This window comes from Ruegeria sp. AB11, from assembly GCF_056536325.1.
Genome location: NZ_JBQFJO010000001.1, coordinates 1,948,975 through 1,975,788, shown reverse-complemented (window position 1 = coordinate 1,975,788; position 26,814 = coordinate 1,948,975). Strand labels below are relative to the sequence as shown.

Below are 26,814 nucleotides of genomic sequence, written 5' to 3'. Positions count from 1 at the left end.
CAGATGCGCGCGCTGCTTCAAAGAATTTCCAGTGCCTCTGTCACAGTCGAGGGAACGGTGATTGGACAATCCGGTCCGGGGTTGATGATTTTGGTCTGTGCGATGCAAGGGGATGATGAGGCTCAGGCCGAACAACTGGCTAACAAGATCGCAAAGCTTCGCATCTTCAAAGACGATGCAGGAAAAATGAACCGTTCGATCTTGGATATCTGCGGCTCAGCACTGGTAGTCAGCCAATTCACTTTGGCCGCTGACACGTCACGCGGTAACCGCCCGGGATTTTCCGGTGCGGCCCCGGCAGCAGAGGGCGAACGACTTTATGGAGCGTTTGTTCGCAACCTGTCCTCACTGGGCATACCAGTCGAAACGGGATCATTCGGGGCTGACATGGCTGTAGAACTGGTCAATGACGGGCCCGTGACAATTTGGATGGAAAGCTGATGCAGGCCTCTCAACAGATTCAGGATATTTGGAGCACCGGTGTGGCGGCTGTAGATGGTTACACCGCAACGTTGGAAGCGATTCAAACGATGGAACGGCCAGACCAGATACTGGCCGTTGGCAAGGCGGCGGGTGCGATGGCCCGCGCTGCAGCGAACCAGTTCGGCGCGGTCCCCACGTTGGTCGTTACCAAAGATGGCCATAGCGATGGCCTGCCAGCTCATGTTGATGTCATCGAATCCTCTCATCCCGTACCTGATGATCGCAGTCTGGCCGGGGGAAAGGCATTGCGCGAAACCGTTGAGAGCATGGAACATGATAGCAGTCTGTTGCTACTGGTATCTGGCGGCGCGTCCTCTCTGGCCGAGGATTTGATGCCCGGGTTCTCCCTGGACGATCTTGAAGCCCTGAACCAAAGATTGCTTGGCGATGGATTGGATATCAGAGCGATGAATGCTGAGCGGCGCAAACTATCGCGCATTAAGGGCGGAGGACTGCTGTCCAGTTTTCCTGGGAAAAAAGTGACCGTTTTGGCGATCTCGGATGTCCCCGGAGACGACCTGGGCGTGATTGGATCCGGTATCGGAGCGTTGCCAGATGCGCCGCGTTTTGCCGCCCAGACCTCAATAATCGCTTCAAATGCGCACGCACGTAACGCGGCCGCCCAAACAGCCGAGCAAGCTGGCTTTGTCGTCCTCGCCAACGCGGAGGCGTTGCACGATGACTACTTATCAGTTGCGACCGCGATAGGAGAACGACTGCGCCACATGCCCAAAGGCGTGATGGTTTTTGGAGGAGAGCCAACCGTCGTTCTTCCGGACCAACCCGGGCGAGGCGGACGAAATCAGGCCCTAGCGCTGGCTTTGGCGCACGAAATTGAAGGGCAACGGGACATTACTGTGATCGTTGGTGGAACAGATGGCACGGATGGGCCAACGGACGCAGCCGGTGCTATCGTTACCGGCGAAACATGGTCAGACGAAGCGCAAGAATACCTCAACAACGCGGACAGCGGCAGCTTCCTAGCCAAAGCAGGTGCGTTGCTGGTTACGGGGCCTACAGGGACCAATGTGATGGACTTGGTGATTGCAATACGGAATTGATCTGACATCTTGGCCCGGTTGCTATCGGTCAGGAGTTCAGAGATATGGCACCGCCCTCCAACGCACTTCGCGAGATCGAAGAAATCCCTGATATGGGTATCACCATGCCAGATGGCTGCCGCCTTTCAGCCCGGATCTGGCGCCCGATCGATGCGGGCGAAGACCCGGTTCCCGCCATTGTGGAACATCTGCCATATCGCAAACGCGACGGTACCACTGCACGTGACGCCTTAACACATCCCTGGTTTGCCAAACGTGGATATGCCTGCGTACGCGTAGATATGCGCGGCAACGGTGACAGCGAAGGATTGATGGAGGATGAATACACTCAGCAGGAATTAGACGATGCCGTCGCAGTAATCCAATGGCTAGCCGATCAACCCTGGTGTAGCGGCACGGTCGGGATGATGGGTATCAGTTGGGGCGGGTTCAACTCATTGCAGGTTGCCGCGATGCAGCCCGAGCCTTTGAAGGCAATCATTACGCTTTGTTCGACCGCGGACCGGTATGCCGATGACATACATTACAAAGGCGGATGCCTGCTAAATGAAAATCTGGGCTGGGGCGCGACAATGTGGTCCTACTCCTCTCGTGCTCCGGACCCTGATCTGCGGTCAAACTGGCGTGAGCTGTGGTTGGATCGGTTAGAGAATGATCCTTTCCTGCCCTCCGTCTGGCTGCGCCACCAAACACGTGATGCCTATTGGCGCCATGGTTCCGTCTGCGAGAATTTTGATGCCATTCAAGCGGCCACCCTGGCGGTTGGAGGCTGGGGTGACGCATACAAGAACACTGTGCCATTACTGGTCGAACAGTTAAACGCGCCGGTCAAAGGTGTTGTTGGCCCTTGGGTGCACAAATATCCTCATTTCGCGGTTCCTGAACCTCGTATCGGTTTTTTGCAGGAGGCCCTAAGGTGGTGGGACCATTGGTTAAAGGGAAAGGATACAGGTGTCGAAGATGACCCAGACTACCGCGCTTATGTGATGAACGGTGTGCGTCCGGCGCGCTGGTACAAAGAGCGCGCAGGACGTTGGATTGCCGAGGATGAAGGTGCGACATCGCATTTGCCAACCCTGACGATGCAACTGACCGATGCCGGCCCTGGGCAAGAAGGGTCACTGAACACCTCAATCCGATCGCCACATACCTGCGGTCTTGAAAGCGGCGAGTTTTGTGCGATTTGGCTAGGTCCGGATATGCCGGGGGACCAGAGGGGGGACGACGCGCTTTCAGCCTGTTTCGACAGCGACCCATTGGCAGCCGATATCGAGATTGTGGGCGCACCCAAAACTCGGCTCCGCCTGAGTGCTGACAAACCTCAGGCGCAGATTGCTGTTCGGCTGAATCATATACACCCGGACGGTGCTTCGACGCGGATCACATATGGGGTGCTAAATCTGACGCACCGCGACAGCCATGCAGATCCCATCCCCCTACTACCCGGTCAGACCTACGACATAGAACTGGACCTGGATCACATCGCTTATCGAATACCGAAAGGGCACCGGTTACGCGTGGCGATCTCGAGCGCCTATTGGCCGTTAATTTGGCCTTCGCCGGAAACTGTCGAGCTTCAACTGACTGAAGGCGACATAATCATTCCAACGCGTCCGCCAGGTCAATCAAACGAATACAACTTCGCCCCTCCCGATGCAGAATCTGCGAATCCCGTCAGTGTTCTTCGAGAAACGCAAAATTCCCGGCGTGTGGAATTGGATATGACCACCGGCGAAACCCACCTGATCATCGAGGATGACTTTGGCAAACTCAGTGACGAAACGCATGGGCTGATCACCGGAAGCACCGCAACAGAAAAGTGGTCGATTCACCCCGACAAACCCCTATCGGCGCGGGGCTATTGTCGTTGGACACAAGAACAGCAGCGCGGTGAATCGTTCCTATTCACTGAAAGCGTTTGCGAGATGTGGTCCGATGATAAGAACTTTTTTGTTCGAGCGGAGATAAGCGCCTTCGAAAATAACGAATTGGTCTATTCAAAAACACTCGAAGACACGGTGCCGCGCAATGAAATGTAAGTTTTGAAGCTTCAGACGAAAGATTTTCACTTGCCCACCACCCTGAATTGCCCCTACTTTGACTCACGCGTCAATAAAAAGTCCAACAATGGACCGAACATCCAATCAACTGGGAGATCTCTGGATGAACGAACAACTCACTCACATGTCAAAGCAGGTCACGGCTGGAAAGCTGACCCGCCGTGAATTCATGGGAAAAGCTGCGGCACTGGGTGTCTCGGCCGCAATCGCAAGCACTATGTTTGCCGATGCCGCACGTGCGGCTGGGCCGAAGAAAGGCGGCGATCTGAAATTCGGTTTGCAGGGCGGCGAATCGACCAACTCGCTGGATCCGGCAACCTACGCAAGCTCAGTACCGTTCCAGAACGGTAAGCAGTTCGGCGACCAGCTTGTCGAAGTGGCGCCCGACGGCACCATCGAGCCGCGCCTGGCCGAAAGTGTCGAAGGCAGCTCGGACGCCAAAGTCTGGACCTTCAAACTGCGCCAAGGTGTCGAGTTCCACAACGGCAAGACCATGACCAGCGATGACGTGCTGAAAACTATGCAGCGCCACTCGAACGAAGATTCCAAATCAGGTGCATTGGGCATCATGAAAGGCATCGAGTCGATGAAGGCCGATGGAGACAATTTCCAGGTCACATTGACCGAGCCAAATGCCGACCTGCCGTATTTGATGGCCGACTATCACCTGATTATTCAGCCCGATGGCGGCATGGATAACCCGGCTGCAGGTATCGGCACAGGTCCGTACAAACTGGAAGTGGACGAACCCGGCGTCCGTCACCTGTTCACCAAGAACGAAAACCATTGGAACAGCGATTTCGGTAATTTTGACAGCGTCGAAGTTGTTGTGATCAACGATGCAACTGCGCGGACCGCTGCACTGCAGTCCGGACAGGTCCACGCCGTCAACCGCGTTGAACCCAAAGTTGCCGACCTGTTGGGTCGTGCGCCTAACCTGACCGTGCATTCAACCGCCGGTCGCGGTCACTATGTCTTTATCATGCATTGCGACACGGCTCCGTTCGACAACAACGAATTGCGCACGGCATTGAAATACGCAATCAACCGTGCGGAATTGGTAGACAAAGTCCTGCGTGGCTATGGCTCGATCGGGAATGACATGCCGATCAACGCAGCCTACCCATTGTTTGATGAAACCATCGAACAGCGCGAATTCAGCATTGAGAAAGCTGCAGAGCACTACAAAAAGTCCGGCCATGATGGTTCGCCGATCATATTGCGTGTAGCCGACGGTGCCTTCCCGGGTGCTGTGGACGCTGCTGCACTGTTCCAGCAGACCGCCGCACAGGCTGGAATTCCGCTTGAAATCAAGCGTGAACCCAACGATGGATACTGGTCCGAGGTTTGGAACGTTCAGCCGTTCTGTGCCTCGTACTGGGGCGGCCGTCCGGTTCAGGACCAGATGTATTCGACCGCGTACCTGTCGACCGCAGACTGGAACGACACTCGGTTTAAGGTTCAGGCGTTCGACGACATGCTGTTCGCGGCAAAGGCAGAGCTGGACGTTGAAAAACGCAAAAGCATCTACAGCCAAATGGGCCGAATGGTCCGCGACGAAGGCGGCCTGATCTGTCCGATGTTCAACGACTTTGTCGAGGGCATCAGCAACCAACTGGACGGATGGGAATCTGACCCGACGCAAGAGATGATGAACGGCAACATATCCCGCAAAATGTGGTTCGTCTAAAACGGGCTACGGATAATGCATCCTATCATCAAATTGGTTTCCCAGCGCCTGGCGCTGGGACTCCTATTGCTGCTCGGCGCTTCGGCCTTGATTTTTGGCCTGACCGAAGCCCTTCCCGGAGACGCCGCGCAAGCCGTCCTGGGGCAGTCCGCAACCCCAGAGGCCCTTGCTAACCTGCGCGAAGAGATGGGTTTGAACCGCCCTGCCCTGACTCGCTATTTCGAATGGCTGGGAGGCATTTTTCAGGGCGATCTTGGCCAATCCTTGACAAACAAACTGGATATTTCTGAGAGCATTGGAAAACGCCTTGGAAATACACTGTTTCTGGCATGCGTCGCTGCCATCGTTTCCGTTCCACTTGCAATCTTTCTTGGTCTTCTGGCCGTGCGTTATCGCAACCGCTGGCCGGATAAACTGATCTCTGCCATCACGCTCACAACGGTTTCGATACCGGAATTTCTGATCGGCTATGTGGTGATCTACTACATCTCAGTGAAACTGGGCTGGTTCTCCTCGCTAGCGATGGTCAACGATTCAATGTCGTTTGGGCAAAAGCTAAATGCCATTGCTTTGCCAGCCTTCGTACTGACGCTGGTGGTCCTGGCGCAGATGATGCGCATGACACGCGCTGCCATTCTTAATCTTATGCAATCCGCCTATATTGAAACGGCTGAACTAAAGGGTTTGAGCACCTTTCAGGTTATCGCCCGGCATGCCTTTCCCAACGCGATTTCACCTATCGTGAACGTAGTCATGCTGAACCTGGCCTATCTGGTCGTAGGTGTCGTCGTGGTCGAGGTTGTCTTCGTCTATCCCGGTATGGGGCAGTACCTCGTAGATGCCGTGACAAAGCGTGACGTGCCTGTTGTTCTGGCCTGCGGTGTGGTGTTTGCAGCCGTTTACATTGGCCTGAACATGGTCGCGGATATCGTGTCGATCCTTGCCAACCCAAGACTGAGGCATCCGAAATGATAAAGAACATTCCTCTTTCGGCACTGATTGGCCTTATGTTCACCGGCGCCTATTTCTTTGTCGCGATCGCCGCACCCTTGATCGCGCCCTATGGAATGGCAGAAGTGGTCGGCGACGTTTGGGAGCCGAGTAGCTCCGAGCATCTGCTGGGCACGGACAATATCGGCCGCGATCTGCTAACCCGCATGATCTATGGCGGGCGCACAACAATCTTCATTGCCGCAGCTGCTACACTTCTCAGCTTTCTGACGGGAACGTCATTGGGCCTACTTGCTGCAGTTTTGGGCGGATGGGCCGATCAGGCGCTTAGCCGGACGGTCGATCTGATCATGTCGATCCCTACGCTGATCCTGGCGCTGGTTATTCTGGCAATCGTTCCGGTAACCGTTCCGATCCTGATCCTTGTGATGGGCTTGTTGGATGCGACACGACCATATCGTCTGTCGCGATCTGTCGCCGTAGATATCAACGTGATGGACTACGTCGAAGCCGCCAAACTGCGCGGTGAAGGACGCCGTTGGATCATTTTCCGTGAAATCCTGCCCAACGCTCTGTCGCCTCTGGTGGCCGAGTTCGGTCTGCGGTTCATCTTTATGGTCTTGTTCATCTCGACGCTTTCGTTCCTGGGCCTTGGCGTCCAGCCGCCCTTGGCGGATTGGGGCGGCATCGTGAAAGAGAATAAGGACGGCATCGTCTACGGTATTGGCGCCGCGCTCTACCCTGCAGTGGCCATCGCCACGCTAGCGATCTCGGTCAACCTTGTTGCTGACTGGGTTCTGAACCGTACCACATCGCTGAAAGGAGGCCGAGGATGAGTGATACCCTTCTCAAGGTCCGCGACCTCAAGATCGGCGCGACCGTCTATCCGCCGGGTGAAAAGCCCCATGACATCGAAATCGTGCACGGGGTCAGCTTCGACCTCGCGCCCGGCAAGGTGTTGGGGTTGATCGGTGAATCCGGAGCTGGCAAATCGACCATCGGTCTGGCCTCGATGGCCTATGGCCGGGGCGGCGTTAAGATCACCGGTGGCGAGGTTTGGGTCAACGGCCGTGACATCATGAAGTCAGCGCTGGGTGATATCCGCAACCTGCGCGGCGGCGAGGTGTCTTATGTCTCGCAATCAGCAGCCGCTTCGTTCAACCCCGCCAAAAAGATCATGGATCAGGTGGTCGAAGCTGCAGTCGAACATAAGAAATTCTCTCGTAAAGAGGCCGAGGCCCGCGCGCGCGAATTGTTCGCCAAGCTAGGCCTGCCCGATCCGGACAATATCGGTGATCGATACCCACACCAAGTTTCGGGCGGTCAGTTGCAACGCTGCATGACAGCGCTGGCGTTGTGCCCCGAACCGGATCTAGTTGTGTTTGACGAACCTACCACGGCCTTGGACGTGACCACTCAGATCGACGTCCTGATGGCCATCAAGGAGGCCATCGCCGATACAGGTGTCGCTGCGTTGTACATCACGCATGACCTTGCAGTTGTCGCACAAGTCAGCGACGACATCATGGTTCTGCGGATGGGCAATACGGTCGAGTATGGAAACACCGATCAGATCATCAACAATCCGCAAGAAGAGTATACTCAGGCGCTGGTTTCGGTTCGCTCGATTGAACACGAAGAAAAGCAGCCCACTGCGGACCCGGTGCTGAGCGTCGATGGCATTACCGCGCGCTACAAAGGCTTGAACTTCGACGTTCTTCACAACGTCAATGTTGAGCTTCATCCGGGGCAGACATTGGCTGTGGTTGGTGAATCCGGCTCAGGCAAGTCGACGCTGGCCCGTGTGATCACCGGGTTGCTGCCGCCGCGTGATGGCGAGATCACCTTTGCCGGTCGGAAACTTAGCCCCGACTTGAAGGGCCGTTCGCTTGAAGATCTGCGCGAGTTGCAGATGATCTATCAGATGGCGGATGTCGCGATGAACCCGCGGCAAACAGTCGGTACGATCATCGGGCGACCGTTGGAGTTTTACTTCAACATGCGCGGTGCTGAGAAACGCAAGCGTATCGTAGAACTACTGGATGAGATCGAGCTGGGCGAGAAGTTCATCGATCGCTACCCAGCCGAACTGTCTGGTGGTCAGAAACAGCGGGTCTGCATCGCGCGTTCATTGGCGGCCAAGCCCAAAATGATCATCTGTGATGAGGTCACCTCGGCGCTCGATCCGCTTGTGGCAGATGGCATCCTTAAATTGCTGCTGGACTTGCAGAAGATCGAGGATGTGGCCTATCTGTTCATCACCCACGATCTGGCGACGGTGCGCGCCATCAGTGACAGTATTGCCGTGATGTATCAGGGCCGCGTGGTCCGCTATGGACCCAAGTCGCAGGTGCTGAGCCCACCCTTCGATGACTATACCGATTTGCTGCTCAGCTCGGTGCCCGAAATGCATCTGGGTTGGCTGGAAGAGGTTGTCGCCCATCGCAAAATGGAAAGTGCGGGCAACTAATCCCGGACTTATCCCGAACATTGCATGATGTTTGGAAATCTCGGCGTTTGACTGAAAACAAACGTCGGGATTTTACAATTTAGGGCGCAAATGGGCAGCCCCGTGCAAGCGAATCCCCTAGGGTCGCGACAACCAATACTTCGAAAAGAATAGGGCCGGACAATGGACCGCAAACTGCTTTTGATCATTCTCGACGGTGTGCCGTGGCGCAACTTTCGCAGACTGTTTGGCAATCTTGAAGGATGGGTCGACAGCGGCGATGCGCGGGTTTGGAAACTGCGCTCTGTCCTGCCTTCGACATCAGCCAGTTGCTACGCTTCGATCCATACCGGTGTCACACCGCAAGAGCATGGCTGCACCGGTAATGGCAACGTGTTTCGGCTGTCTCACAAGGACGTCTTCAGTCAGGTTCGAGAAGTGGGCGGTGTGACCGGCGCGGTCACACATAGCTACTGGTCGCAATTCTTCAACCGTCACCCCTTCGACTACGTTCGTGATGTGGAATACGACGAGCCTGACAGCAAGACCATCAACCATGGCAGATTCCATTCGATGACTGGCTACGGCAAAGCCAACCAGATGACGCCATCCGACGTTGATCTGTTCGCCACGCTGACCAACCTCTGCCTTCGGTTTGGGCTGGATTACGGTATTCTGCACACCTGCACGCTGGACAGTATGGGGCACCGTTTCTACCACGACTGTGAGGAAATGGACCACGCCTGTTTCGTCATGGACGAAATGCTGGCACCATTCATCCCGCGTTGGCGGCAGCTTGGCTACGATGTCATCGTAACCGCCGATCATGGCCAAGATGAACGCGGCCATCACGGAGGGCGCAGCCCGTTACAGCAGGAAACGGCTCTTTACTATTTTGGTGACGCCGAAGGGCCTGACACCGAGACCGTGATCGACCAGCTTCAGCTTGCGCCAACCATACTACAGCGCGTCGGTGCGCCCGTGGCAGATACTATGAAGGCCAAGTCGTTCCTGAACTGAGGCACTTGTTAGTCGTAAGCCCAGATCCCCTGCCCCAGCGCCTCGATCGCCACCGAGATACGCTCAAAGCTGTCAGCGGCGCGCCTGACCGAAGTTCGGGCGCGCAAATACCCATGAACCAACCCCGGTTCATTAATGCAATGGGCCAACCCACCTGCCGCAGTTATATGCTTACAATAGGCCGGTCCGTCATCCCGCAGTGGATCGCAATCAGCCGTCACAACAACCGTCGGCGGGAGGCCAAAAAAATCATCATCCTGCAACGGAGCGAATGAGGGATCGTTATCCGGTGCAGGCCCACCGCAGCGTACAGTTTGGTAGAACCGAATGTCGTCCAGGGTTAGAAGCGGCGCATTTGCATGTTCGATATACGAACCCTTTGACATGTCACCGCCCAAACCGGGATAGATCAGAACCTGACCCAGCACGTTATCCAATCGCCCTCGGGCATAATGCGCAACAGTTGCAGCCAGATTACCGCCTGCACTGTCTCCCGCCAGAACGATTGGATCGCCATATTCCTGAACCACCCAGCTCACCGCAGTCCAACTATCCTGAAACTGCGCCGGGTGCACATATTCAGGGCACAGGCGATAATCGACAGAGATGATCCGATAGCCAGTCTGAACACAGATTTCAGCACAGACGTCATCATGACTGTCCAGACCGCCCACCACGAACCCGCCGCCGTGAAAGTAGATCACATTTCGAGTGGGATCACCGGCAGTGTAAACGCGAACAGGCACGCCATCGGCAGACCTGTCCTGAACATCAACGCCCGGAGGTCGCGGTTGGCGAAAATCCTGACACATCGTGTCATAGACCCGACGTTGGTCAGCAATGGACATTTCGACCGTATCATCGGGATAGCTCTCGGCGGTACGCCGGATGAAATCCCAGGTCTCTTCGTCGATTAGACGTTCATAGTCCATTGTCCCTCCAAATTATTCAGACCACTCCCACGGTCGGGTAAACGCACCCAGCACCTTGACCACATCGTCCTCGGACGCGCCGTTCGCGTCAAGCTGCGCGACGAGCCCGCGTTTCTTGTCGTCGATGACAGAAACGACCCGTGCCGCGACGCCGGCGGCTTCCAGAGCACCATTGTATATACGCGTGATCGCGTGCTTGCGCAGATCAGGCTTGAATACCTTGCCTACTGCGGTTTTCGGAAGTTCATCGAGAATGGTCAAATGCTTGGGTTGTGCAGCGCGTTCGTGGACGTGAACCTTACAGAACTCCAGCAGCTCTTTTTCCGTTGTAGAGGCCCCTTCGACCAGTTCAACAAACGCACATGGCAGTTCGCCTGCGTGTGCATCCGGTTGACCGATCGCGCCGGCAAAGGCGACAGCTTCGTGCCCCAGCAGCGCCTCTTCAATTTCGGCGGGGTCGATATTGTGGCCGCCCCGGATGATCAGGTCTTTAGCCCGACCTGTAATCCAAAGATAACTATCCTCATCAAAACGGCCCAGATCGCCCGTGCGCAGGTACTTGTCGAAATGGTAGAGATCTACGTTCTTATCGACCTCGGTGTAGGTGTTGCCCGCATAAACGCCAGGGTTCGAGATGCAGATTTCGCCGACCTGATCGACACCGCATTCGGTCGGACCATCTGGCCCGTCCTGCAGGATTTTGACATCTGTATATGGGAACGGAATACCGATCGAACCGATCTTTTTCTCTCCATCCACCGGGTTGCACGACACAAGGCAAGTGGCTTCGGTCAGGCCATAACCTTCGACGATGGTCACGCCTGTGGCCTCTTCGAACCTGCGGAAGAGTTCAACCGGTAGTGGAGCCGAGCCCGAGAACGCGGTTTTGACGGATGAGATATCCGCATCCACCGGGCGTTGCATCTTAGCTGAAATCGCGGTGGGCACCGTAATGATGAACGAGACTTTCCAGCGCTCAATCAGCTTCCAGAAATTGTCGAAGACACCGTCACCGCGATACCCCGCAGGTGTCGGGAATATGACATGCGCACCCGACGATACAGCCGCCATCACGATCACATGCACCGCAAAAACGTGGAACATCGGTAGCGGGCACATGATGACATCGTTTTCGTCAAACAGCAGAGTCTGCCCCAGCCAGCCGTTGTAGATCAGACCGGAATACTTGTGCTGCGCCACCTTCGGCATACCCGTGGTGCCACCGGTGTGGAAATAGCACGCGACGCGATCTTCCTTGCTGTCTTCGAAGGTCAGCGTTTTTGGCTGCTTGTTCAGCTCAGCAATGAAATTCTTATAGGTCGCGTGGGCCAACTTTTCCTTGTCACCCATCTTAGGGCGCAGGAACGGCACCAGCCAGGATTTTGGCGGCGTCAGATAACGGTTCAGGTCGATCTCGAGAATCGTGTGAACGCCGGGGGCGTGGCGCACAGCCTCTTCAACCTTCTGGGCCACGTCCGTCTTGGGGAAGGATTTCAGAGTGACCACGACCTTCGCCTTGGTCTCACGCAGGATCGCTGCAATCTGTTCGGGTTCGAGCAACGGGTTTATCGGATTCACAATCCCCGCCACCGCTCCGCCCATCATCGTGACCAAGGTCTCGTTACAGTTGGGCAGCACATAGGCCACCACATCCTTTTCGCCGATCCCAAGCGAGCGGAACAGATTGGCCGCCTGATTGACTTTGCCCAGCAGCTCCGACCAGGTCAGCGTCTCTGCTTTGTCGGTCGGGCCAGATAGCAACTGAAAGCTGATCGCCTTGTGGTTCGGGAACCTGCCCGCCGTCCGCGACAAAAGCTGGTGGAAGGTCACGGGCACATCCCGGTCCTCCCATGGCATCTCCTGCTCCATACGCGCCTTGTCTTCGATTCCCACAAAGGCCATGTGGCTCCTCCCCTGATCTCTCTCCCGTGTCACGCGCGGGTTTTCGTTGCCTCCAAGATGGAAGTAAAACTCAACTCGCGCAAGCAAGGGCTTAGCGATCAGCTGTGAGAAAATGTAGAATGACGCAACGGCGAATCCGGATGTGCCGGTGCGTCACTTTATTCTGCGGCCACCCCGTCGGTGAACTGCAGGCGTGCCAATCGGGCATACAAACCGTCCTGCGACACCAGATCGTCATGCGTTCCCTGCGCCACAATGCGCCCGGCCTCAAGCACGATAATCCGGTCCGCCTTCTTCACGGTCGCCAGACGGTGCGCCACGATCAGCGTGGTACGCCCGGCCCGCATATTATCGACAGCCCCCTGCACCGCGCGCTCGCTTTCTGCGTCGAGTGCCGAGGTGGCCTCATCCAGCAGCAGGACCGGCGCGTCGCGCAGAATGGCGCGGGCGATGGCGATGCGCTGTTTCTGCCCACCCGATAGCATCACGCCGCGTTCACCCACAAAGCTGTCGTAGCCCTCAGGTAGCGCCGAGATGAATTCATGCGCGGCGGCAGCGCGCGCCGCTGCCTCAACCTCGGCATCCGAAGCATCCAGACGGCCAAAACGAATATTTTCTCGCGCCGAGGCGGCGAATATAACCGGATCCTGTGGAACCAACGCGATATGCTGGCGAAAGCCATTGCGGTCTAGTTCGCGCAGATCAAGCCCGTCGAGGCTTACTTGCCCGGAATCCGGATCATAGAACCGCTGGATCATCTGGATCACGGTTGTCTTGCCTGCGCCGGAGGGTCCGACGAAGGCCACGGTTTCACCGGGGTCGATCTGCAGTGAAAACTGATCCAGCGCTACCACGTCCGGGCGTGCGGGATAGTGGAAAGTCACGTCGCCAAAGCGAATTTCGCCCCGCACCGGAGCTGGCAGCGTCTTGGCTTGCACAGGGTCGTTAACCGTATCCTCTGCGTTTAGAAGTTCGACCAGCCGCTCAGTTGCGCCGGCTGCGCGCTGCAGTTCGCTCCAGATTTCCGAAAGGGCGGCGACCGAGCCTGCCATGATGATCGAGTAGATCACGAATTGGATCAGAACACCTTCGGTCATCGCTCCGTTGCGCACGTCATTCGCCCCCATCCACAGCACGCCGACGATACCCGAAAACACCAGGAAAATTACGATCACAGTAAGGACCGCACGGGTCTGGATACGGCGCAGAGAAACTTCGTACGAAGTTTCTGTCATTTCGCCAAATTGCGCACGGCTGGCTTGTTCATGGGTGAAGGCCTGTACGGTTTGCACCGCCCCAAGCGCCTCACCTGCATTGCCCGAAGACGCCGCGATCCAGTCCTGATTTTCCCGGCTGATGGTCCGCAATCTGCGGCCCAGAACCAGTATAGGCACGATCACCGCGGGGATTAGCAGCAGGACCATGGCTGTCAATTTGGCCGATGTCAGCAACATCAAAATAAGCCCGCCAACAAACATCAGCATGTTGCGCAAAGCGATCGATACCGATGATCCGAGAACCGATTGGATCAGCGTCGTATCGGTCGTGATCCGGCTGAGCACCTCTCCAGTCATGATCCGTTCATAGAACTCGGGGCTCATACCAATCACGCGATCGAAGACAGCCTTCCGGATGTCAGCGACAACACGCTCGCCCAGCCGCGTCACCAACGCATAGCGAATACCCGTCCCGACCGCGAGAATGCCTGCAATACCAAGAGCCGCCAGAAAGTACCAATCCAGCAGCTCGCCATCTTCGATGCGAAAATTGTCAACGACCCGGCGTACTGCCAGCGGTAGCGTCAGCGTCATACTCGCCGTCAAAATCAACGCAAGTGTCGCGCCGATCATCAGTAATCGGTAAGGCTTCATGAAGGGCCACAACGATGCCAGAACACCTATTTTCCTGGATCCCGCGCGCTCTTCCTGAGTACCCGGAGCCGGTTTGTTCGCTGGACTGGCGGAGCGTGAATTTGCCATGTCTGGCCCTTACGTCGTGGTCATTCGCCCAAAAACGGGCGTCAATCACTGCTTCTTGGCGGCAGCGACGGTTATGGTCAAGCTGAAGGCACAGATTTGCAGCCCGATAAGGGCCATTTGACGCAACTGGCAGGGGGAAAGAACTGGAGCGGGCGGCGGGAATCAAACTCGCGTCATTAGCTTGGAAGACAAACGCTTTAATTCAACTATTTTGTTTTTTATTAAATATTTAAGGAGAAATCTCTTCTGATTTTGTAGGTTATGTGTCGGAAGGGATTTCTTGGAGCGGGCGGCGGGAATCGAACCCGCGTCATTAGCTTGGAAGGCTAAGGTCTTACCACTACACAACGCCCGCTCAAGTACAGCACCTCCTATTTCATGTGAATATGGAGGTCAAGTGGAACCACCCGAGAGTAAGAAAACAATTCAACCTTCCGGTAGTTTTGTTTGCTATCAAAACATCGATGATCCAATTCGACATCAGGAAGGAATGCATCTCTAGTCATGGCACAACCGGCCCATTGCCGACATCCAGCGGCCAGTCCAGATGCTACACCTGCGCCCGCTTTCGGGACATTCGCTGCAGGCGCGAAGCCCATCCAGAATCGCGTACCAACTTGCGGGATCATGAATATAGAACCGGCGCACACCTATGTCCGGATCTGACGTCGATAAGGCACCCCAGCCTTTTCTCCATGATCGTGTAGTCCAGACTGACCCGCTGGGCTGACTAGATACAGTTGCGCGACAGGCCACCCGCAGCAACTCACGAAGATTCTACCCTGCGGAACGGTTTTCCTGATATTGCTCAGACGGTGTGTGTTGCGATTTTTAAATGATCATTTTAATATTCTCCCATGGGCAGGCCAAGATCATATTCACGCGAAGCTGTAGTTGAAAAAGCCATGGGTGTTTTTTGGCAAAACGGCTACAAGGCTACGTCAATAAGTGATGTCGTCCGCGAAACCGGGCTAAACACGGCTAGTATGTATAAGGAGTTTGGGGACAAGGAGGGATTGTTCTCGGCAGCTCTGGATCATTATCGTGATCATGTCATCGGGCCGCGCTATCGTATTCTGATCGACAACCCGAATTTAGAGGGTGTCGAAATGTTTCTCAGAAACGTTTTTTTGGGAGCCGCCAAGTCGGAATACAAGGGCTGCCTGATGATGAACCACCTTGCGCAGAAACATGTGATAAGTCCTGAGGCCGCCGAACAGGTGGGCGCGTTCTGTGCAGAGGTGGAATCGCTGGTTGAAGCCGCTTTTCGTAATGCCCAGGCGGATGGAGACATCGGGCCGGACAAGGACACGGCGCAGCTTGCAAGCTTTGTTGTTTTTTGCGTCCACGGGACTGTTTTGTATGGGCGGCACGACGAAAAAAAACATGTGATACCAAATTTTTACGACATGATCATGAGGGAAATTCGCGAGTGAAGTTCATCCTTCATTTATTTTAAAATTGTTTTTTTAAAATAAATGTTCTAAAACTATCCCATCCAGACGAAATTGAAGGCGACTATGCGCTGGACATAAGTAAAACAGGGGTGGGAGAAGCACGATGAGTATTTCCGAAACGGCTATGGCCTTCTTTGATGCATGCGAAACAGGCAAAGGATGGAACGTCTGCAAGGCATACTGTCAGGATGGTGCCGCATTTGCATGTCAGGCAGATGCATTGGCTGATATATCGACAATCGAGGGTTATACTGGCTGGACGGCAGGAATTTTAACCCCGATCCCCGATGGCAATTACGATATCACCTCTTTCTCGACTGATCACGAACGAAACATCGTAACGGCCACAGCAGTATTTAGCGGCAAACAAACCGGTGAGGGTGGGCCGGTTCCGGCCACCGGCAAGGAAATTGCAACCAACTATGCCTACGTAATGGAATTTGAAGGCGGTAAGATCGCCCGAATGACCAAGATCTGGAACGACGGGCACTCACTAAAACAACTCGGATGGGCGTAGGGCCATCGATGTAGTGGCGCCGTTTTATAGGGGCGGTGATGCGTGAATTGGTGACCACTTCGGCCTCTCACCTGCTACTAAGCCTCTGAGCTCCCAGCCTACGCTTCATGACGACCGTCTATGGCGAGAAACAGCCCGAAGTGGTTTTGAGCCCTGTGTGAAACGCAAGCATTCCGCAGATCTGGCGTCAATTGACCTTGAGGGTTAATCGCCAGTGCAACAGAAAATATAATCCCGCCAAACACTCTTTTGGGGAGGGCGCCATGTCGACTCAAACTGGATATCTGTTGATCGCCGATATTTCCGGATACACCCAATTTCTGACATCGTCAGAAATGGATCATGCCAATCCGATTTTGCAATCTTTGTTGGGTGTGTTGATCGAGCAAGTGGGTGACCCGCTTCATTTTTGGAAAACTGAAGGCGATGCGGTTCTGGCATATTCGACACGGCAGGATTTCCCCTCCGGCGAGACCTTCCTGACCATCTGCGAGAACCTCTACAACGCATTTGCACTTCGTCGGCAGGACATAATTGCGAATACAACCTGCACCTGCAACGCTTGCGCAAATGTTAGTGGGCTGGATTTGAAGGTTATCGCCCATCATGGCCAGTTCGAAGAAATGCAGCTTGGCCCAGTAAAGGACTTTTCCGGCGCCGACATTATTCTGGTCCACCGAATGGCCAAGACAAATGTTGTTGAAGCCACTGGTGTTCGCAGTTACGCCTTATTCAGTGAAGCCGCCGCTCATGCCATGGATATCAAGGGCATAGTGGAACCGTTTTCACAGGAAATCGAGCATTTTGGCAAAGTTTCGATGTCAGTCTACGATTTGGCTAAATCGTGGGAACGTTTGCGTGCAAACCGCGAGCGTCAGTTCTTGACTAAGGAAGACGGAGTTTGGACGTTCCGTCATCATTTCAATGCTCCAATTGCAGTCGTCTGGGAGGCGTTGGTCGCGCCGGAACTAAAGCTGAAATGGATGAACCGAGTACAGAAAATCACCGTCGACAGCCCGCAAGGGCGTCTCGGCAACGGGTCGGGCTATCATTGCTCTCACGAATTGGCGGACTTTTTCTATCGCATCACTGATTGGGAGCCGTTCGACTATTTCTCGACCTGCATCCAGGACCCGGCGCGCACTGGAGTAAGCCTGCCCGAGACATATCAATTGACGCAAACGAACACTGGCACCGATCTGCGATACACACTGGGTCAAGCGACGGATGCCGAGGGCAATAGATCAGAAATATCAGAGCAGGAGGTATCAGCGTTTCTGGCAGAATTCTGGGCAACATCGTTTTCTGATATGGACGAACAACTCAACGCCTCGACCTAAGAGTGCTTTGCTGAGTGGCTTACATTGAACGGGTAACCGCGAATTGCCGCTTACCATATGTACGATGTCTGACGTCATCGCCCACCGGATCCCGAAGCAACAGTAGCACATTCCCATACCTTGTTTTTCAAGATTTAGCCAATGGTCCCACCCGTCACATACTCAAAGCCCCCTGCCCCGCTACTAACTAACCACATAGACAGTTCATTCCCAAAATTCGAGCAAAGCAGAGTTTATGATGACTGCTTCAGCAGAGCCGAAGTTCGCAAACTGCGTAACATCGGACGATCAATTCGTCGTTCAGTAACATCTTTTAGACCTTGACCGCTTATCTCTCGGATGGATTTCCGAATTGGAATTTCAATTGGCGGTTTGTCCTGAGATAAGACAACGGCGTCCCTAAAGTTTCCTCTGCTTTCAGGATCACGGATGCCGAGGCACGGGCGTCTTCGCCAGCATCATGGTGATGAAACTCAAGGCCAAGGTATTTCTTAAGATTTGCCAACCCGTGACCACCGGCGCCCTTCAACGACGGCCATGCGCGACGGGCAATCGTAACACTATTCGTCCAATGCGACGAGATCATTGGCAGGCCATACCGCGCACAAGCGGCCGTCAACGCCGTTTCATCGAACGTACTGTGTTGCACAAGGTTGTGGGTGTTCAGGACTTCAAACAAGGACGCGTAGACCATTGGGAAAGTTTCAGCCCCAATCACGGTTTCAGCGGAAATCCCGTGAAGCTCAGTATTGAAATTCTCAAATGGTCCCTCGGGATCAATCAGGACAGAATAGGTTTGCAACGAACCAGCGTCGCTAACAAAACAAAGCCCGATCTGGCAAATGCTACTGATAGATTTGCCCGCCGTTTCGACGTCCAACGCTATGAATCGAAAAGGCCCGGCAGGCGGCGTTCCAAGATGCCCAAATCTGTTCAATGTGTCCACCGTTTGGGCGCGTTGCGCCGGTCGAGTTTCATCAGCCATCGCTACACGGGTCGAAAACTGAGCATCCTAGTTCTTGCGAGCCAAATGAATATTGGCAAGTCATTCTCGTCCTCAAGTAGTGGAGCCTGCCTATAGGACGCTTCGCTCAACGGCCCTTTCCGGACCTTCACCCCATAGTCACCATGCTGCGGCGCGGCCCGTCGAATCTACCGTTCGCTGCATGCGCGAAACTTGAGATCGATCGAACTCACGGTTTGAGGGACAAAGCGGCCTTTAACAATCAGTGAATAGATGTCTGCTTTTGAGGGTCAGTGATCTCGACCACAAAGGTCATGGTCTGCAAGCGAAGCCAAGACGTAACAGTCTTCTGCCACACCGCGACCGTCACATCCCTGTGCGATACGCTTCAATTCATTTTCGAGAGCTTTGAGGCGTTTGATCTTTGCGCGTACTTCGGACAACTGACCTTCTGCGATTTTGGTGGCCGCTTCGCACGACCGATCCGGATGGTTCTGTAACTCAATCAAAGAAGAGATTGCTTCGATGGAGAAGCCGAGATCACGCGCGTGCCGGATGAAGCTCAGGCGTTCCAAATCCTCATTTGTGTAACGCCGCTGGTTGCCTGCCGTCCGTTCCGGTGCGGCCAGTAGACCCACTTCTTCGTAATAGCGGATGGTAGGCACTTTGACCTTCGTCCGCTTCGAAAGCTCGCCAATTGAGAACATGTGAAAAACCTCTTGAACCTCTAGTCACTAGAGACACTACATTGGATTTGAGGCGATTCTGAAGAGGTTTTGAGATGGCAGGGTGCTGCGGCAACGAGGTGAAATTCGACGGAATGTCGAACGAATACAAACGTCGGCTTTGGATCGTCATCGCGTTGAATGCGACGATGTTCGTGGTCGAGATGACCGCAGGACACTACGCGAAGTCTCAGGCACTTCAGGCCGACGCGCTCGATTTCCTTGGTGACGCACTGACCTATGGCATTTCCCTCGCTGTGATCGGCGCGTCTATCCGCGCTCGAACGAATGCCGCCTTGGCAAAGGGGATCAGCCTCTTTTTTATGGGTGCGTGGGTGTTTGGGTCCACCGTCTACCGTGTTTTTTACGTGGGCGTTCCAGAGGCCGAAATTATGGGAATCATCGGCGCGTTGGCTCTCGCAACAAACCTTGCGAGCGTATTCTTGCTTGTTAGCTACAAGGATGGAGACGCCAACGTGCGATCAGTCTGGCTATGCTCGCGGAACGACGCCATCGGTAACGTAGCTGTGATGATTGCCGCGTTAGGCGTCTGGGGCACGGCAACAGGTTGGCCTGACCTAATAGTTGCTGCGATCATGGCAAGCCTCTTCTTGTCATCTTCGTACCAGATCATTCATCAAGCACTTGAGGAACAGCGCGAGGAAGCAGCGCATGAGCATGAACCAGCTCGGACAAGCTGACATTCGCTGTGGAGGGCAAACTACGTAGGTATGGGCTGATGTCGTTGAAAAACTCGTTATTCTTGGCGGTACATTTGGGCTTATTGACCTGATTTCTTGGAGCAATCCGTAGCTATGCTGCTTTTCTACCCTGTGGCAGGCAGCATTGGCTTCAGTTTGGCCAGTTTCCGGAGGTTCTGGGCGGTGGCTGCGAGGGTAAATTCGTCCTGAACGCCACATGGCCCTCGTAGTCGGAGCCTGCCTAGCCCGAGGATGCGTTTGAGACGGGCGAAGAGCATCTCGACCTTCTTTCGCCGCGCCTGCGCCTTGGGATTGAACTTTGATGCTGTGCATTGGCGGGCGAAGTCTCGGACGATCTCATATTTATCGCGATGGACCGAACGCGTTTCAGCGTTGGGGCAGCACTTTGCCTTCAGCTCGCATCCTGTGCAGTCTGATTTCAGTGCCCGATAGTTTCTGGATTTCCAAACTGGCGCATTCCGTTTTGGATCAGAATAGGTCCGCTATGTATGCCGCATCTCTTTGCCGCCAGGGCAGATGTAGCGGTCGTTCTCATCATCCCATGTGAAGTCGGACCGTGAGAAGGTTCCGTCGGTCCGTTCACCCTTGTCGAAGACCGGGATGAAGGGGAGGATTTGGCGCTTCAGAGCCAGCCAGACCAAAGTGTCGGCAGATCCGTAGGCCGTATCTGCCGCGATCCAATCGGGCTTCACACCAAAGCTCTCTTCGGTCCGGTCGAGCATTTTCCGCATCGCGCGACCTCAGCGGTCTTGTTTGACCGGCTGGCATCCACATCCATGATGATGCCGTGGTCCGTATCGATGAGATAATTGTCGGAATACGCAAAGAACGCAGGGCCTTTGCGCGCCGCTGTCCATTGGCTTGCTGGGTCAGCATGGGCTGTGAACTTAGGCTTTGCGGTGGTCGCCGCCCCAAAGGCTTCGTCGTCCAACGTGTTGAGATACTCGCGCACAGCACGAGGCGCATCATCAGGACAAATCTCGCGGGCTGCCTAGTCTTCGGGATTGCTTGAGTTCTGCTTCTGAACATCGGCACTGATCAAACTGGCATCGACCGCGAAGGCCTGACCACCAACCAAGCTTTCCTTCATGCAACGAGCAACAGTCGTCTCAAACACATGGCGCAGCAGTTCGCTTTCGCGGAAGCGACCATGACGGTTCTTAGAAAAGCTCGAGTGATCCGGGATGCGGTCCGTCAGATCGAGGCGGCAGAACCACCGATAGGCGAGGTTCAGATGCACCTCTTCGCAAAGTCGCCGCTCGGATCGGATGCCAAAGCAATACCCAATAAGCAGCATGCGGATCATAAGTTCTGGGTCAATGGAAGGGCGACCTGTGTGGCTGTAGAAATCCGCCAGATGCGTGCGGATGCTGGTCAGATCAACAAACCGGTCAATCGACCGCACCAAATGATAATGAGGAACGTGATCTTCAAGCGAGAACTCGTAGAACAAAGCCGCCTGCGCCTCTTGCCTCGGTCCCATCATCCCCAATCCTCCTGTTCCTTGAGAGAATTGAATCAGCCGCTGACGACCTAATCAAGAAAGAGTTTTTCAACAAAATCGGGACAAAGCTCCAATTCGCTGCTTAGCAGCTTCCCTGCTGTAGAACGTTATAAATGCGCAGAAAACGGGCTTTGGGAATCTTGACGAACGGTCCGTTCTGGACGTTCGTCATCCCTCGGTTGCGACCCGCTCCGCTGACATTCGCTGCGCCTGCGGGATCAGAAACTTACTGGACTCATAGGTTGCTCAAAAGTCTCGACGAATTGGCGACAGCATTATGAGACCAAAGCGCCTTACTTAATTTGTAAAGACTTCCAATTAGTTGAGTCGGTGGGAAATGCACTCAATGGGAATGGTGGATTTTCAACAGCATTACGTTACCGTGGTTTCAACGAGCGCACAGACGAAACTCTTCTGGAGGATGAAACTTGTCAGTAAGGCTGTTAGTCACCGCAGTGATTTTGAACTTTGGTCTGAATCCTTCTGTTGTCATTGCGCAGGACAGCCAAACGAAGCCTAAAGTGACCGTGACGTCGGCAGAGATGAAACAGGTATCTTTGACCGAAGTGTTCACTGGCCGGATCGAGGCGTTGGATCGTGTCGACCTAATCGCGCGCGTACCTGGATTTGTGAAGTCCATTAATTTCAAGGACGGCTCCAGCGTTAAAGCGGCAGATGTCCTGATCGAGATCGAACCGGATTCCTACGAGGCGACCGTCACGGAAATTCAAGGACAAATCCAAGCCGCACAAGCGGCAAAAAAACTTGCCGATATCGAGCTTGATCGACAGCAAAAACTCTACTCATCAGGTGACACGCCCGAAGCGGTCGTCCAGAAAGCGGAGGCTCAGAAAGGTGAGGCCGATGGACATGTGCTTGAGCTACAGGGCAGCCTGCAAAACGCTCAGCTGAACTTGTCTTACACAAAAATAACTGCGCCATTTGACGGCAGGATCGGATTGACGGACCTGTCCGCTGGCGCATTTGTCAGCCCCGAGGGCGGAACCCTGTTGTCGCTATCTAGTATCGACCCCATCCACGTGACCTTTCCAGTTACCGAAGCCGAACTGCTTGAATTTCGCTCGCGGCGCGCGAAGGCGTCCGGCACCGAACCATTGAAGCTGCAGTTGATCCTCGCCGATGGTACCACTTATGGAGAATCGGGCAGCATCGAAGTGATTGATACCCAGGTACAATCAGGAACGGATTCCGTTCTGGTGCGCGGTTCCTTCGCCAATCCAGATGGACAACTCATTGACAACCAACTGGTACGCATTGTTGTTACCGATCCAACAAGTGATAAATCTCTGGTGATCCCTGCCAAGGCTTTGCAGAAAGACCAGTCTGGTTACTTTGTCTTCACGATCGGGAGCGACAATAAGGTTGTCAAAAAGCAGATCCAACTTGACCGGACCGAAGGAACCGAGGCTGTCATTTCAGACGGTTTGAGTGAAGGCGATAAGGTTATTACCGATGGCCTGCAAAGGGTCCATGCAGGTGTTGAGGTTAGCATTTCGACACCCCAGAACGCACCATCAAGCGCCAGCGGGAACTGACCCCATGATCTCGCAACTGTTCATTCGCCGCCCCAGATTTGCCATTGTCATTTCGGTGGTGATCACGTTGGCCGGTCTGATCTCGATTACGCAGCTACCGATAGAACAGCTTCCGGACATCGTGCCACCGCAGGTTCAGGTTTCGACCAAGTACCCCGGGGCCGGAGCCGAAGTGGTCGAGTCAACCGTTGCCCAGATCATCGAAGAACAGGTGATCGGCGTTAGTGACATGCTCTACATGAAGTCAACCAGTGGTTCGGATGGCAGCTATAATTTACAGGTTACGTTCGCGCCCGGAACCGATCCAGATATTAACGCCGTAAATGTTCAGAACCGTGTCAGCCTGGCCATGTCCGCATTGCCAGAAGAAGTCACCCGCGGAGGTGTCAGCACCAAAAAGAAGTCCTCGGCTTTGTTGCAGGTCGTAGCCATTACCTCGGATGACCCGAAGAACGACGATTTGTTCCTGTCGAATTTCGCAACAATCAACGTTCTGGACAGTATTAAAAGAACACCCGGTGTGGGCGATGCGACCTTGTTCGGGGCACTTGACTACTCAATGCGGATCTGGCTCGACATCGACAAGATGACAAGTCTTTCGGTGACCGTCGACGACGTGATCGCCGCGCTCAACGCACAGAATGTTCAGGCAGCCGTGGGACGTGTTGGTGCGCAACCGATGACAGACGATCCGGCCTTTCAACTGAACATCCAGACCCAGGGCCGGCTAAGCAGCATCGCCGAATTCAAAGAGGTGATCGTGCGCGCCCTTCCAGACGGCTCATTCGTTCTGATCAGTGATATCGCACGAGTAGATCTTGGGGCAAAGACCCGGGATTCCTTTTCTTCTTTTGACAATAAGCCAGCCGCAATGATCGGTGTCTACCTTGAGCCGGGCGCGAATGCCCTGGACACATCAGAGGCCATAAAAAAGGCGCTGACTGGATTGCAGAGCGCCTTTCCCGATGGGGTTAACTGGAGTGTGCCCTACAACTCGGTGACCTTCGTCCGCGCCAGTATCGATGAAGTTGTGAAAACTCTGGTGCAAGCGTTTGCCCTGGTGGTGATCGTGGTCTTCTTGTTTCTGGGCAACCTGCGGATGGCGCTGATCCCGCTGATCGCGGTTCCGGTATCGCTTGTTGGCGCACTGGCGTTCATTTTGGCATTGGGTTTTTCGCTCAATACCGTCTCGTTGCTGGCGCTGGTACTTGCGATCGGCATCGTCGTGGACGATGCGATCGTGGTGATCGAAAACGTCGAAAAGGTAATGGGCGAAAACCCTGAGATGACCGTGGCCGAAGCCACCGGCGAGGCAATGAAACAGATTACGGCCCCCATTTTGGCCATAACCTGTGTGCTGCTGTCGGTGTTTGTACCGGTTGCATTCATTCCCGGCATTACGGGAACGATGTTCCAACAATTCGCTGTGGCTGTTTCCTTTTCAATGCTTATTTCTGCTTTGAACGCCCTGACACTCAGCCCGGCCCTGTGCGCGGTGCTGCTGCGCCGTGAGAGCGCCCCCAAGCGTGGACCGCTGGCCTGGATATCGCGCCGTATAGACAACGCGCGCGATGGCTATGCCTATGGGGCCTCAATCCTCGCCCGACGGACAATCCTCGCTGTTTTACTGCTCGGTTTTGCACTTTTTGGCGCAGGATGGCTGTTCAAGACCACACCTTCCGGGTTTCTTCCCGTCGAAGATCAAGGGGCCTATTTCGTTGAAGTCGCGCTACCCGAAGGCGCCTCGATCAATCGCACATCCAAAGTGATGGAGGACGTTTCGACCATCATCAAATCCGCGCCGGGCGTGCAGGATGTCATGACAGTCACAGGCTTCAGCTTTGTCGACGGCCTGAACAAGTCGAACAGTGGGTTTGGCATCGCGATCATGCAACCGTTTGAAGATCGAACCTATCCCGCCTTATCCGTAAGATCCTCGATCCGGCATGTCCGGCGCGAGTTTGCCGGTTTGGAAGACGCCATTGCCTTTCCTTTCAATCTGCCCCCGATCCTTGGTCTGGGCACTGGTGCCGGGTTCGAGTTCGAGCTTTTGGACTTGCATGGCGACAGCGTTTCAGATCTTGGTGCAACTGCGGCGGGGTTCGTCACAACCGCCAACGCCGACCCACGGTTGTCGGGCGTTTACACGACATTCTCTGCGCAGTCGCCAAAACTGAATCTCGATCTCGATCGTAAAAGGCTGCAGACGCTTGGCGTGGATGTCGACGACCTGTTCCGGGCCATGCAGGTCACTTTGGGCGGGTATCACGTGAATGACATGAACCTGTTCGGTCGGACGTGGCAGGTCAACTTACAAGCAGATGAGAAATACCGGGCCAATGTCGGAGATATTGCTCGTATTCATGTCCGAAATCACGACGGAGATATGGTGCCAGTGCGCGCCGTGGCGAAGGTAGAATTCATTCTGGGTCCGCAATTGCTCGCCCGCTACAATAATTTTCGGGCCGTCACCATAAACGGTGGACCGTCTCCGGGCGTATCAATGGGCGAGGCCATCGCGGCGATGGAAGAAATTGCAGCCCAGACTCTGCCAGAAGGCTACAGCTACGATTGGACCGGAACCGCGCAGCAAGAGATTGAGGCCGCCGGAAAGACACCTATTGTTCTGGGGCTTGCTTTGCTGTTCGCATATCTCTTCCTTGTTGCGCTTTACGAGAGTTGGACGATACCGCTTGCGGTCCTATTCTCGGTCACCTTTGCGGTGTGCGGAGCGTTGGGTGCGCTGCTGTTGCTGGGTCTCCAGAACAACCTCTACGCCCAGATCGGATTGGTGGTCCTGATAGCGCTTGCCGCCAAAAATGCAATTTTGATCGTCGAATTCGCAATGGATCGGTACCGGCAAGGTCTGAACGCCGTGGATGCAGCCATTCAGGGCGCCCGTGCGCGTTTCCGCGCGGTCATGATGACCAGCTTTGCATTTATTGCCGGACTCTACCCGCTGATTGTGGCCGACGGTGCCTCTATGCTCGCCCGCAGAGGTGTAGGTACGCCGGTTTTCGGAGGGATGATCGCAGCTGCTCTTGTGGGCATATTTGTCATCCCGCCCCTTTACATCATCGCGCAACGGTTCAGGGAAAAAGTGCACGGCAAAACACCAAATCTCACAGGAGAATGATCATGAGCCTGCTGGTACAATACACTCTCAAATTAGAAAGCGATCGCGAAGCACAGACCATCGCAATGAAGGCATTGGTTGACGGTTTGAAATCAGAAGGCATCGATGGCCTGCACTATTCGTGTTTTTCCACAGAAGACCCGTTACGTTTTTTTGGCGTATTGGAGTTTCCTAATGACACGACGAAACAAGCATTTCTGAATTCCGCTTCCTTTGCCACATATCGCGCAACCGTCGGCCCAACCTTTGCAAATCCACCGCAGACAACGGAGATCGCGCCCATTGCGTCTACCCGTGACTAAAGCCATTTTCATCGTGTTCCTGATCCTCTCCCTCTGAAGTGGTCCGCCGTTATGGTTAAGAAAA

Annotated in this window: 20 protein-coding genes, 1 tRNA gene and 1 pseudogene; 15 read left to right on the top strand and 7 right to left on the bottom strand. The window is 54.6% G+C overall.

The features are described 5' to 3' along the window. The first annotated feature begins 3 nt into the window (after positions 1–3). The 8 genes from dtd to ACR3EJ_RS09875 all read left to right on the top strand — a co-directional run bounded on the left by dtd (position 4) and on the right by ACR3EJ_RS09875 (position 9,714). Entirely contained in the window at positions 4–441 is a 438-nt protein-coding gene (gene dtd, locus ACR3EJ_RS09910) for a D-aminoacyl-tRNA deacylase (protein WP_170541019.1), read from the top strand. Continuing rightward, the gene (locus ACR3EJ_RS09905; RefSeq protein ID WP_170541022.1) at positions 441–1,544 is read left to right on the top strand and encodes a glycerate kinase type-2 family protein; all 1,104 of its coding nucleotides are present in this window, start codon (positions 441–443) and stop codon (positions 1,542–1,544) included. Before dtd ends, ACR3EJ_RS09905 begins: the two co-directional genes overlap by 1 nt. Positions 1,545–1,588: 44 nt before the next feature. Then, positions 1,589–3,583, top strand: coding sequence for a CocE/NonD family hydrolase (locus ACR3EJ_RS09900; protein ID WP_170541025.1), 1,995 nt, complete (start codon positions 1,589–1,591; stop codon positions 3,581–3,583). A 124-nt stretch (positions 3,584–3,707) separates the two neighbouring features. Continuing rightward, a complete protein-coding gene (locus tag ACR3EJ_RS09895; RefSeq protein WP_170541028.1) occupies positions 3,708–5,294 on the top strand; it encodes an ABC transporter substrate-binding protein in 1,587 nt (528 codons plus the stop codon). 15 nt (positions 5,295–5,309) lie between these two features. After that, positions 5,310–6,266 carry an ABC transporter permease gene (locus ACR3EJ_RS09890; RefSeq protein ID WP_010441877.1) on the top strand — a complete coding sequence of 319 codons (957 nt, stop codon included), beginning with the start codon at positions 5,310–5,312 and terminating at the stop codon, positions 6,264–6,266. Then, the gene (locus ACR3EJ_RS09885) at positions 6,266–7,081 is read left to right on the top strand and encodes an ABC transporter permease (RefSeq protein WP_029621990.1); all 816 of its coding nucleotides are present in this window, start codon (positions 6,266–6,268) and stop codon (positions 7,079–7,081) included. Before ACR3EJ_RS09890 ends, ACR3EJ_RS09885 begins: the two co-directional genes overlap by 1 nt. Then, on the top strand, positions 7,078–8,715 hold the full coding sequence (locus ACR3EJ_RS09880) for an ABC transporter ATP-binding protein (protein WP_170541031.1): 1,638 nt from the start codon (positions 7,078–7,080) through the stop codon (positions 8,713–8,715). Before ACR3EJ_RS09885 ends, ACR3EJ_RS09880 begins: the two co-directional genes overlap by 4 nt. 162 nt (positions 8,716–8,877) lie before the next feature. Then, the gene (locus tag ACR3EJ_RS09875; RefSeq protein WP_170541034.1) at positions 8,878–9,714 is read left to right on the top strand and encodes an alkaline phosphatase family protein; all 837 of its coding nucleotides are present in this window, start codon (positions 8,878–8,880) and stop codon (positions 9,712–9,714) included. Between the two features lie 8 nt (positions 9,715–9,722). Here ACR3EJ_RS09875 and ACR3EJ_RS09870 read toward each other — a convergent pair whose 3' ends face one another. The 4 genes from ACR3EJ_RS09870 to ACR3EJ_RS09855 all read right to left on the bottom strand — a co-directional run bounded on the left by ACR3EJ_RS09870 (position 9,723) and on the right by ACR3EJ_RS09855 (position 14,882). After that, positions 9,723–10,646: an alpha/beta hydrolase gene (locus tag ACR3EJ_RS09870; RefSeq protein WP_170541037.1), complete on the bottom strand. Its 924-nt coding sequence runs from the start codon at positions 10,644–10,646 to the stop codon at positions 9,723–9,725. 12 nt (positions 10,647–10,658) lie between these two features. Further along, a complete protein-coding gene (locus ACR3EJ_RS09865) occupies positions 10,659–12,548 on the bottom strand; it encodes an acyl-CoA synthetase (RefSeq protein ID WP_170541040.1) in 1,890 nt (629 codons plus the stop codon). A 158-nt stretch (positions 12,549–12,706) separates the two neighbouring features. Next, positions 12,707–14,527 (bottom strand): ABC transporter transmembrane domain-containing protein, encoded by a 1,821-nt coding sequence (locus ACR3EJ_RS09860; protein ID WP_170541044.1) that lies wholly within the window; start codon positions 14,525–14,527, stop codon positions 12,707–12,709. A 281-nt stretch (positions 14,528–14,808) separates the two neighbouring features. Beyond that, positions 14,809–14,882: transfer RNA gene (locus ACR3EJ_RS09855), tRNA-Gly, on the bottom strand. A 550-nt stretch (positions 14,883–15,432) separates the two neighbouring features. On the opposite strand from ACR3EJ_RS09855, the gene ACR3EJ_RS09850 reads away from it, so the two are divergent. The 3 genes from ACR3EJ_RS09850 (at position 15,433) to ACR3EJ_RS09840 (ending at position 17,841) form a co-directional block, all read left to right on the top strand. Further along, positions 15,433–15,963 carry a TetR/AcrR family transcriptional regulator gene (locus ACR3EJ_RS09850; protein WP_170541047.1) on the top strand — a complete coding sequence of 177 codons (531 nt, stop codon included), beginning with the start codon at positions 15,433–15,435 and terminating at the stop codon, positions 15,961–15,963. A gap of 124 nt (positions 15,964–16,087) precedes the next feature. Then, positions 16,088–16,501 (top strand): ester cyclase, encoded by a 414-nt coding sequence (locus tag ACR3EJ_RS09845; protein WP_170541050.1) that lies wholly within the window; start codon positions 16,088–16,090, stop codon positions 16,499–16,501. A 263-nt stretch (positions 16,502–16,764) separates the two neighbouring features. Continuing rightward, a complete protein-coding gene (locus tag ACR3EJ_RS09840) occupies positions 16,765–17,841 on the top strand; it encodes a DUF2652 domain-containing protein (RefSeq protein WP_170541053.1) in 1,077 nt (358 codons plus the stop codon). A 328-nt stretch (positions 17,842–18,169) separates the two neighbouring features. On the opposite strand, the gene ACR3EJ_RS09835 is transcribed toward ACR3EJ_RS09840, so the two are convergent. Both ACR3EJ_RS09835 and ACR3EJ_RS09830 read right to left on the bottom strand, forming a co-directional pair. Continuing rightward, positions 18,170–18,826: a 3'-5' exonuclease gene (locus tag ACR3EJ_RS09835; protein ID WP_170541056.1), complete on the bottom strand. Its 657-nt coding sequence runs from the start codon at positions 18,824–18,826 to the stop codon at positions 18,170–18,172. A 269-nt stretch (positions 18,827–19,095) separates the two neighbouring features. Beyond that, positions 19,096–19,512: a MerR family transcriptional regulator gene (locus ACR3EJ_RS09830; RefSeq protein WP_170541059.1), complete on the bottom strand. Its 417-nt coding sequence runs from the start codon at positions 19,510–19,512 to the stop codon at positions 19,096–19,098. Positions 19,513–19,586: 74 nt separating this feature from the next. On the opposite strand from ACR3EJ_RS09830, the gene ACR3EJ_RS09825 reads away from it, so the two are divergent. Further along, positions 19,587–20,231, top strand: coding sequence for a cation efflux transmembrane domain-containing protein (locus tag ACR3EJ_RS09825; RefSeq protein WP_170541062.1), 645 nt, complete (start codon positions 19,587–19,589; stop codon positions 20,229–20,231). A 125-nt stretch (positions 20,232–20,356) separates the two neighbouring features. Here ACR3EJ_RS09825 and ACR3EJ_RS09820 read toward each other — a convergent pair. Next, positions 20,357–21,738, bottom strand: a pseudogene (locus tag ACR3EJ_RS09820) (transposase). 446 nt (positions 21,739–22,184) lie between these two features. Here ACR3EJ_RS09820 and ACR3EJ_RS09815 point away from each other — a divergent pair. The 3 genes from ACR3EJ_RS09815 to ACR3EJ_RS09805 are packed head-to-tail and all read left to right on the top strand — an operon-like array spanning position 22,185 to position 26,750. Then, positions 22,185–23,312: an efflux RND transporter periplasmic adaptor subunit gene (locus ACR3EJ_RS09815; RefSeq protein WP_170541065.1), complete on the top strand. Its 1,128-nt coding sequence runs from the start codon at positions 22,185–22,187 to the stop codon at positions 23,310–23,312. Positions 23,313–23,316: 4 nt separating this feature from the next. Then, the gene (locus ACR3EJ_RS09810; RefSeq protein WP_480422923.1) at positions 23,317–26,448 is read left to right on the top strand and encodes an efflux RND transporter permease subunit; all 3,132 of its coding nucleotides are present in this window, start codon (positions 23,317–23,319) and stop codon (positions 26,446–26,448) included. A 2-nt stretch (positions 26,449–26,450) separates the two neighbouring features. Next, entirely contained in the window at positions 26,451–26,750 is a 300-nt protein-coding gene (locus ACR3EJ_RS09805) for a hypothetical protein (protein ID WP_170541071.1), read from the top strand. Positions 26,751–26,814: the final 64 nt, after the last annotated feature.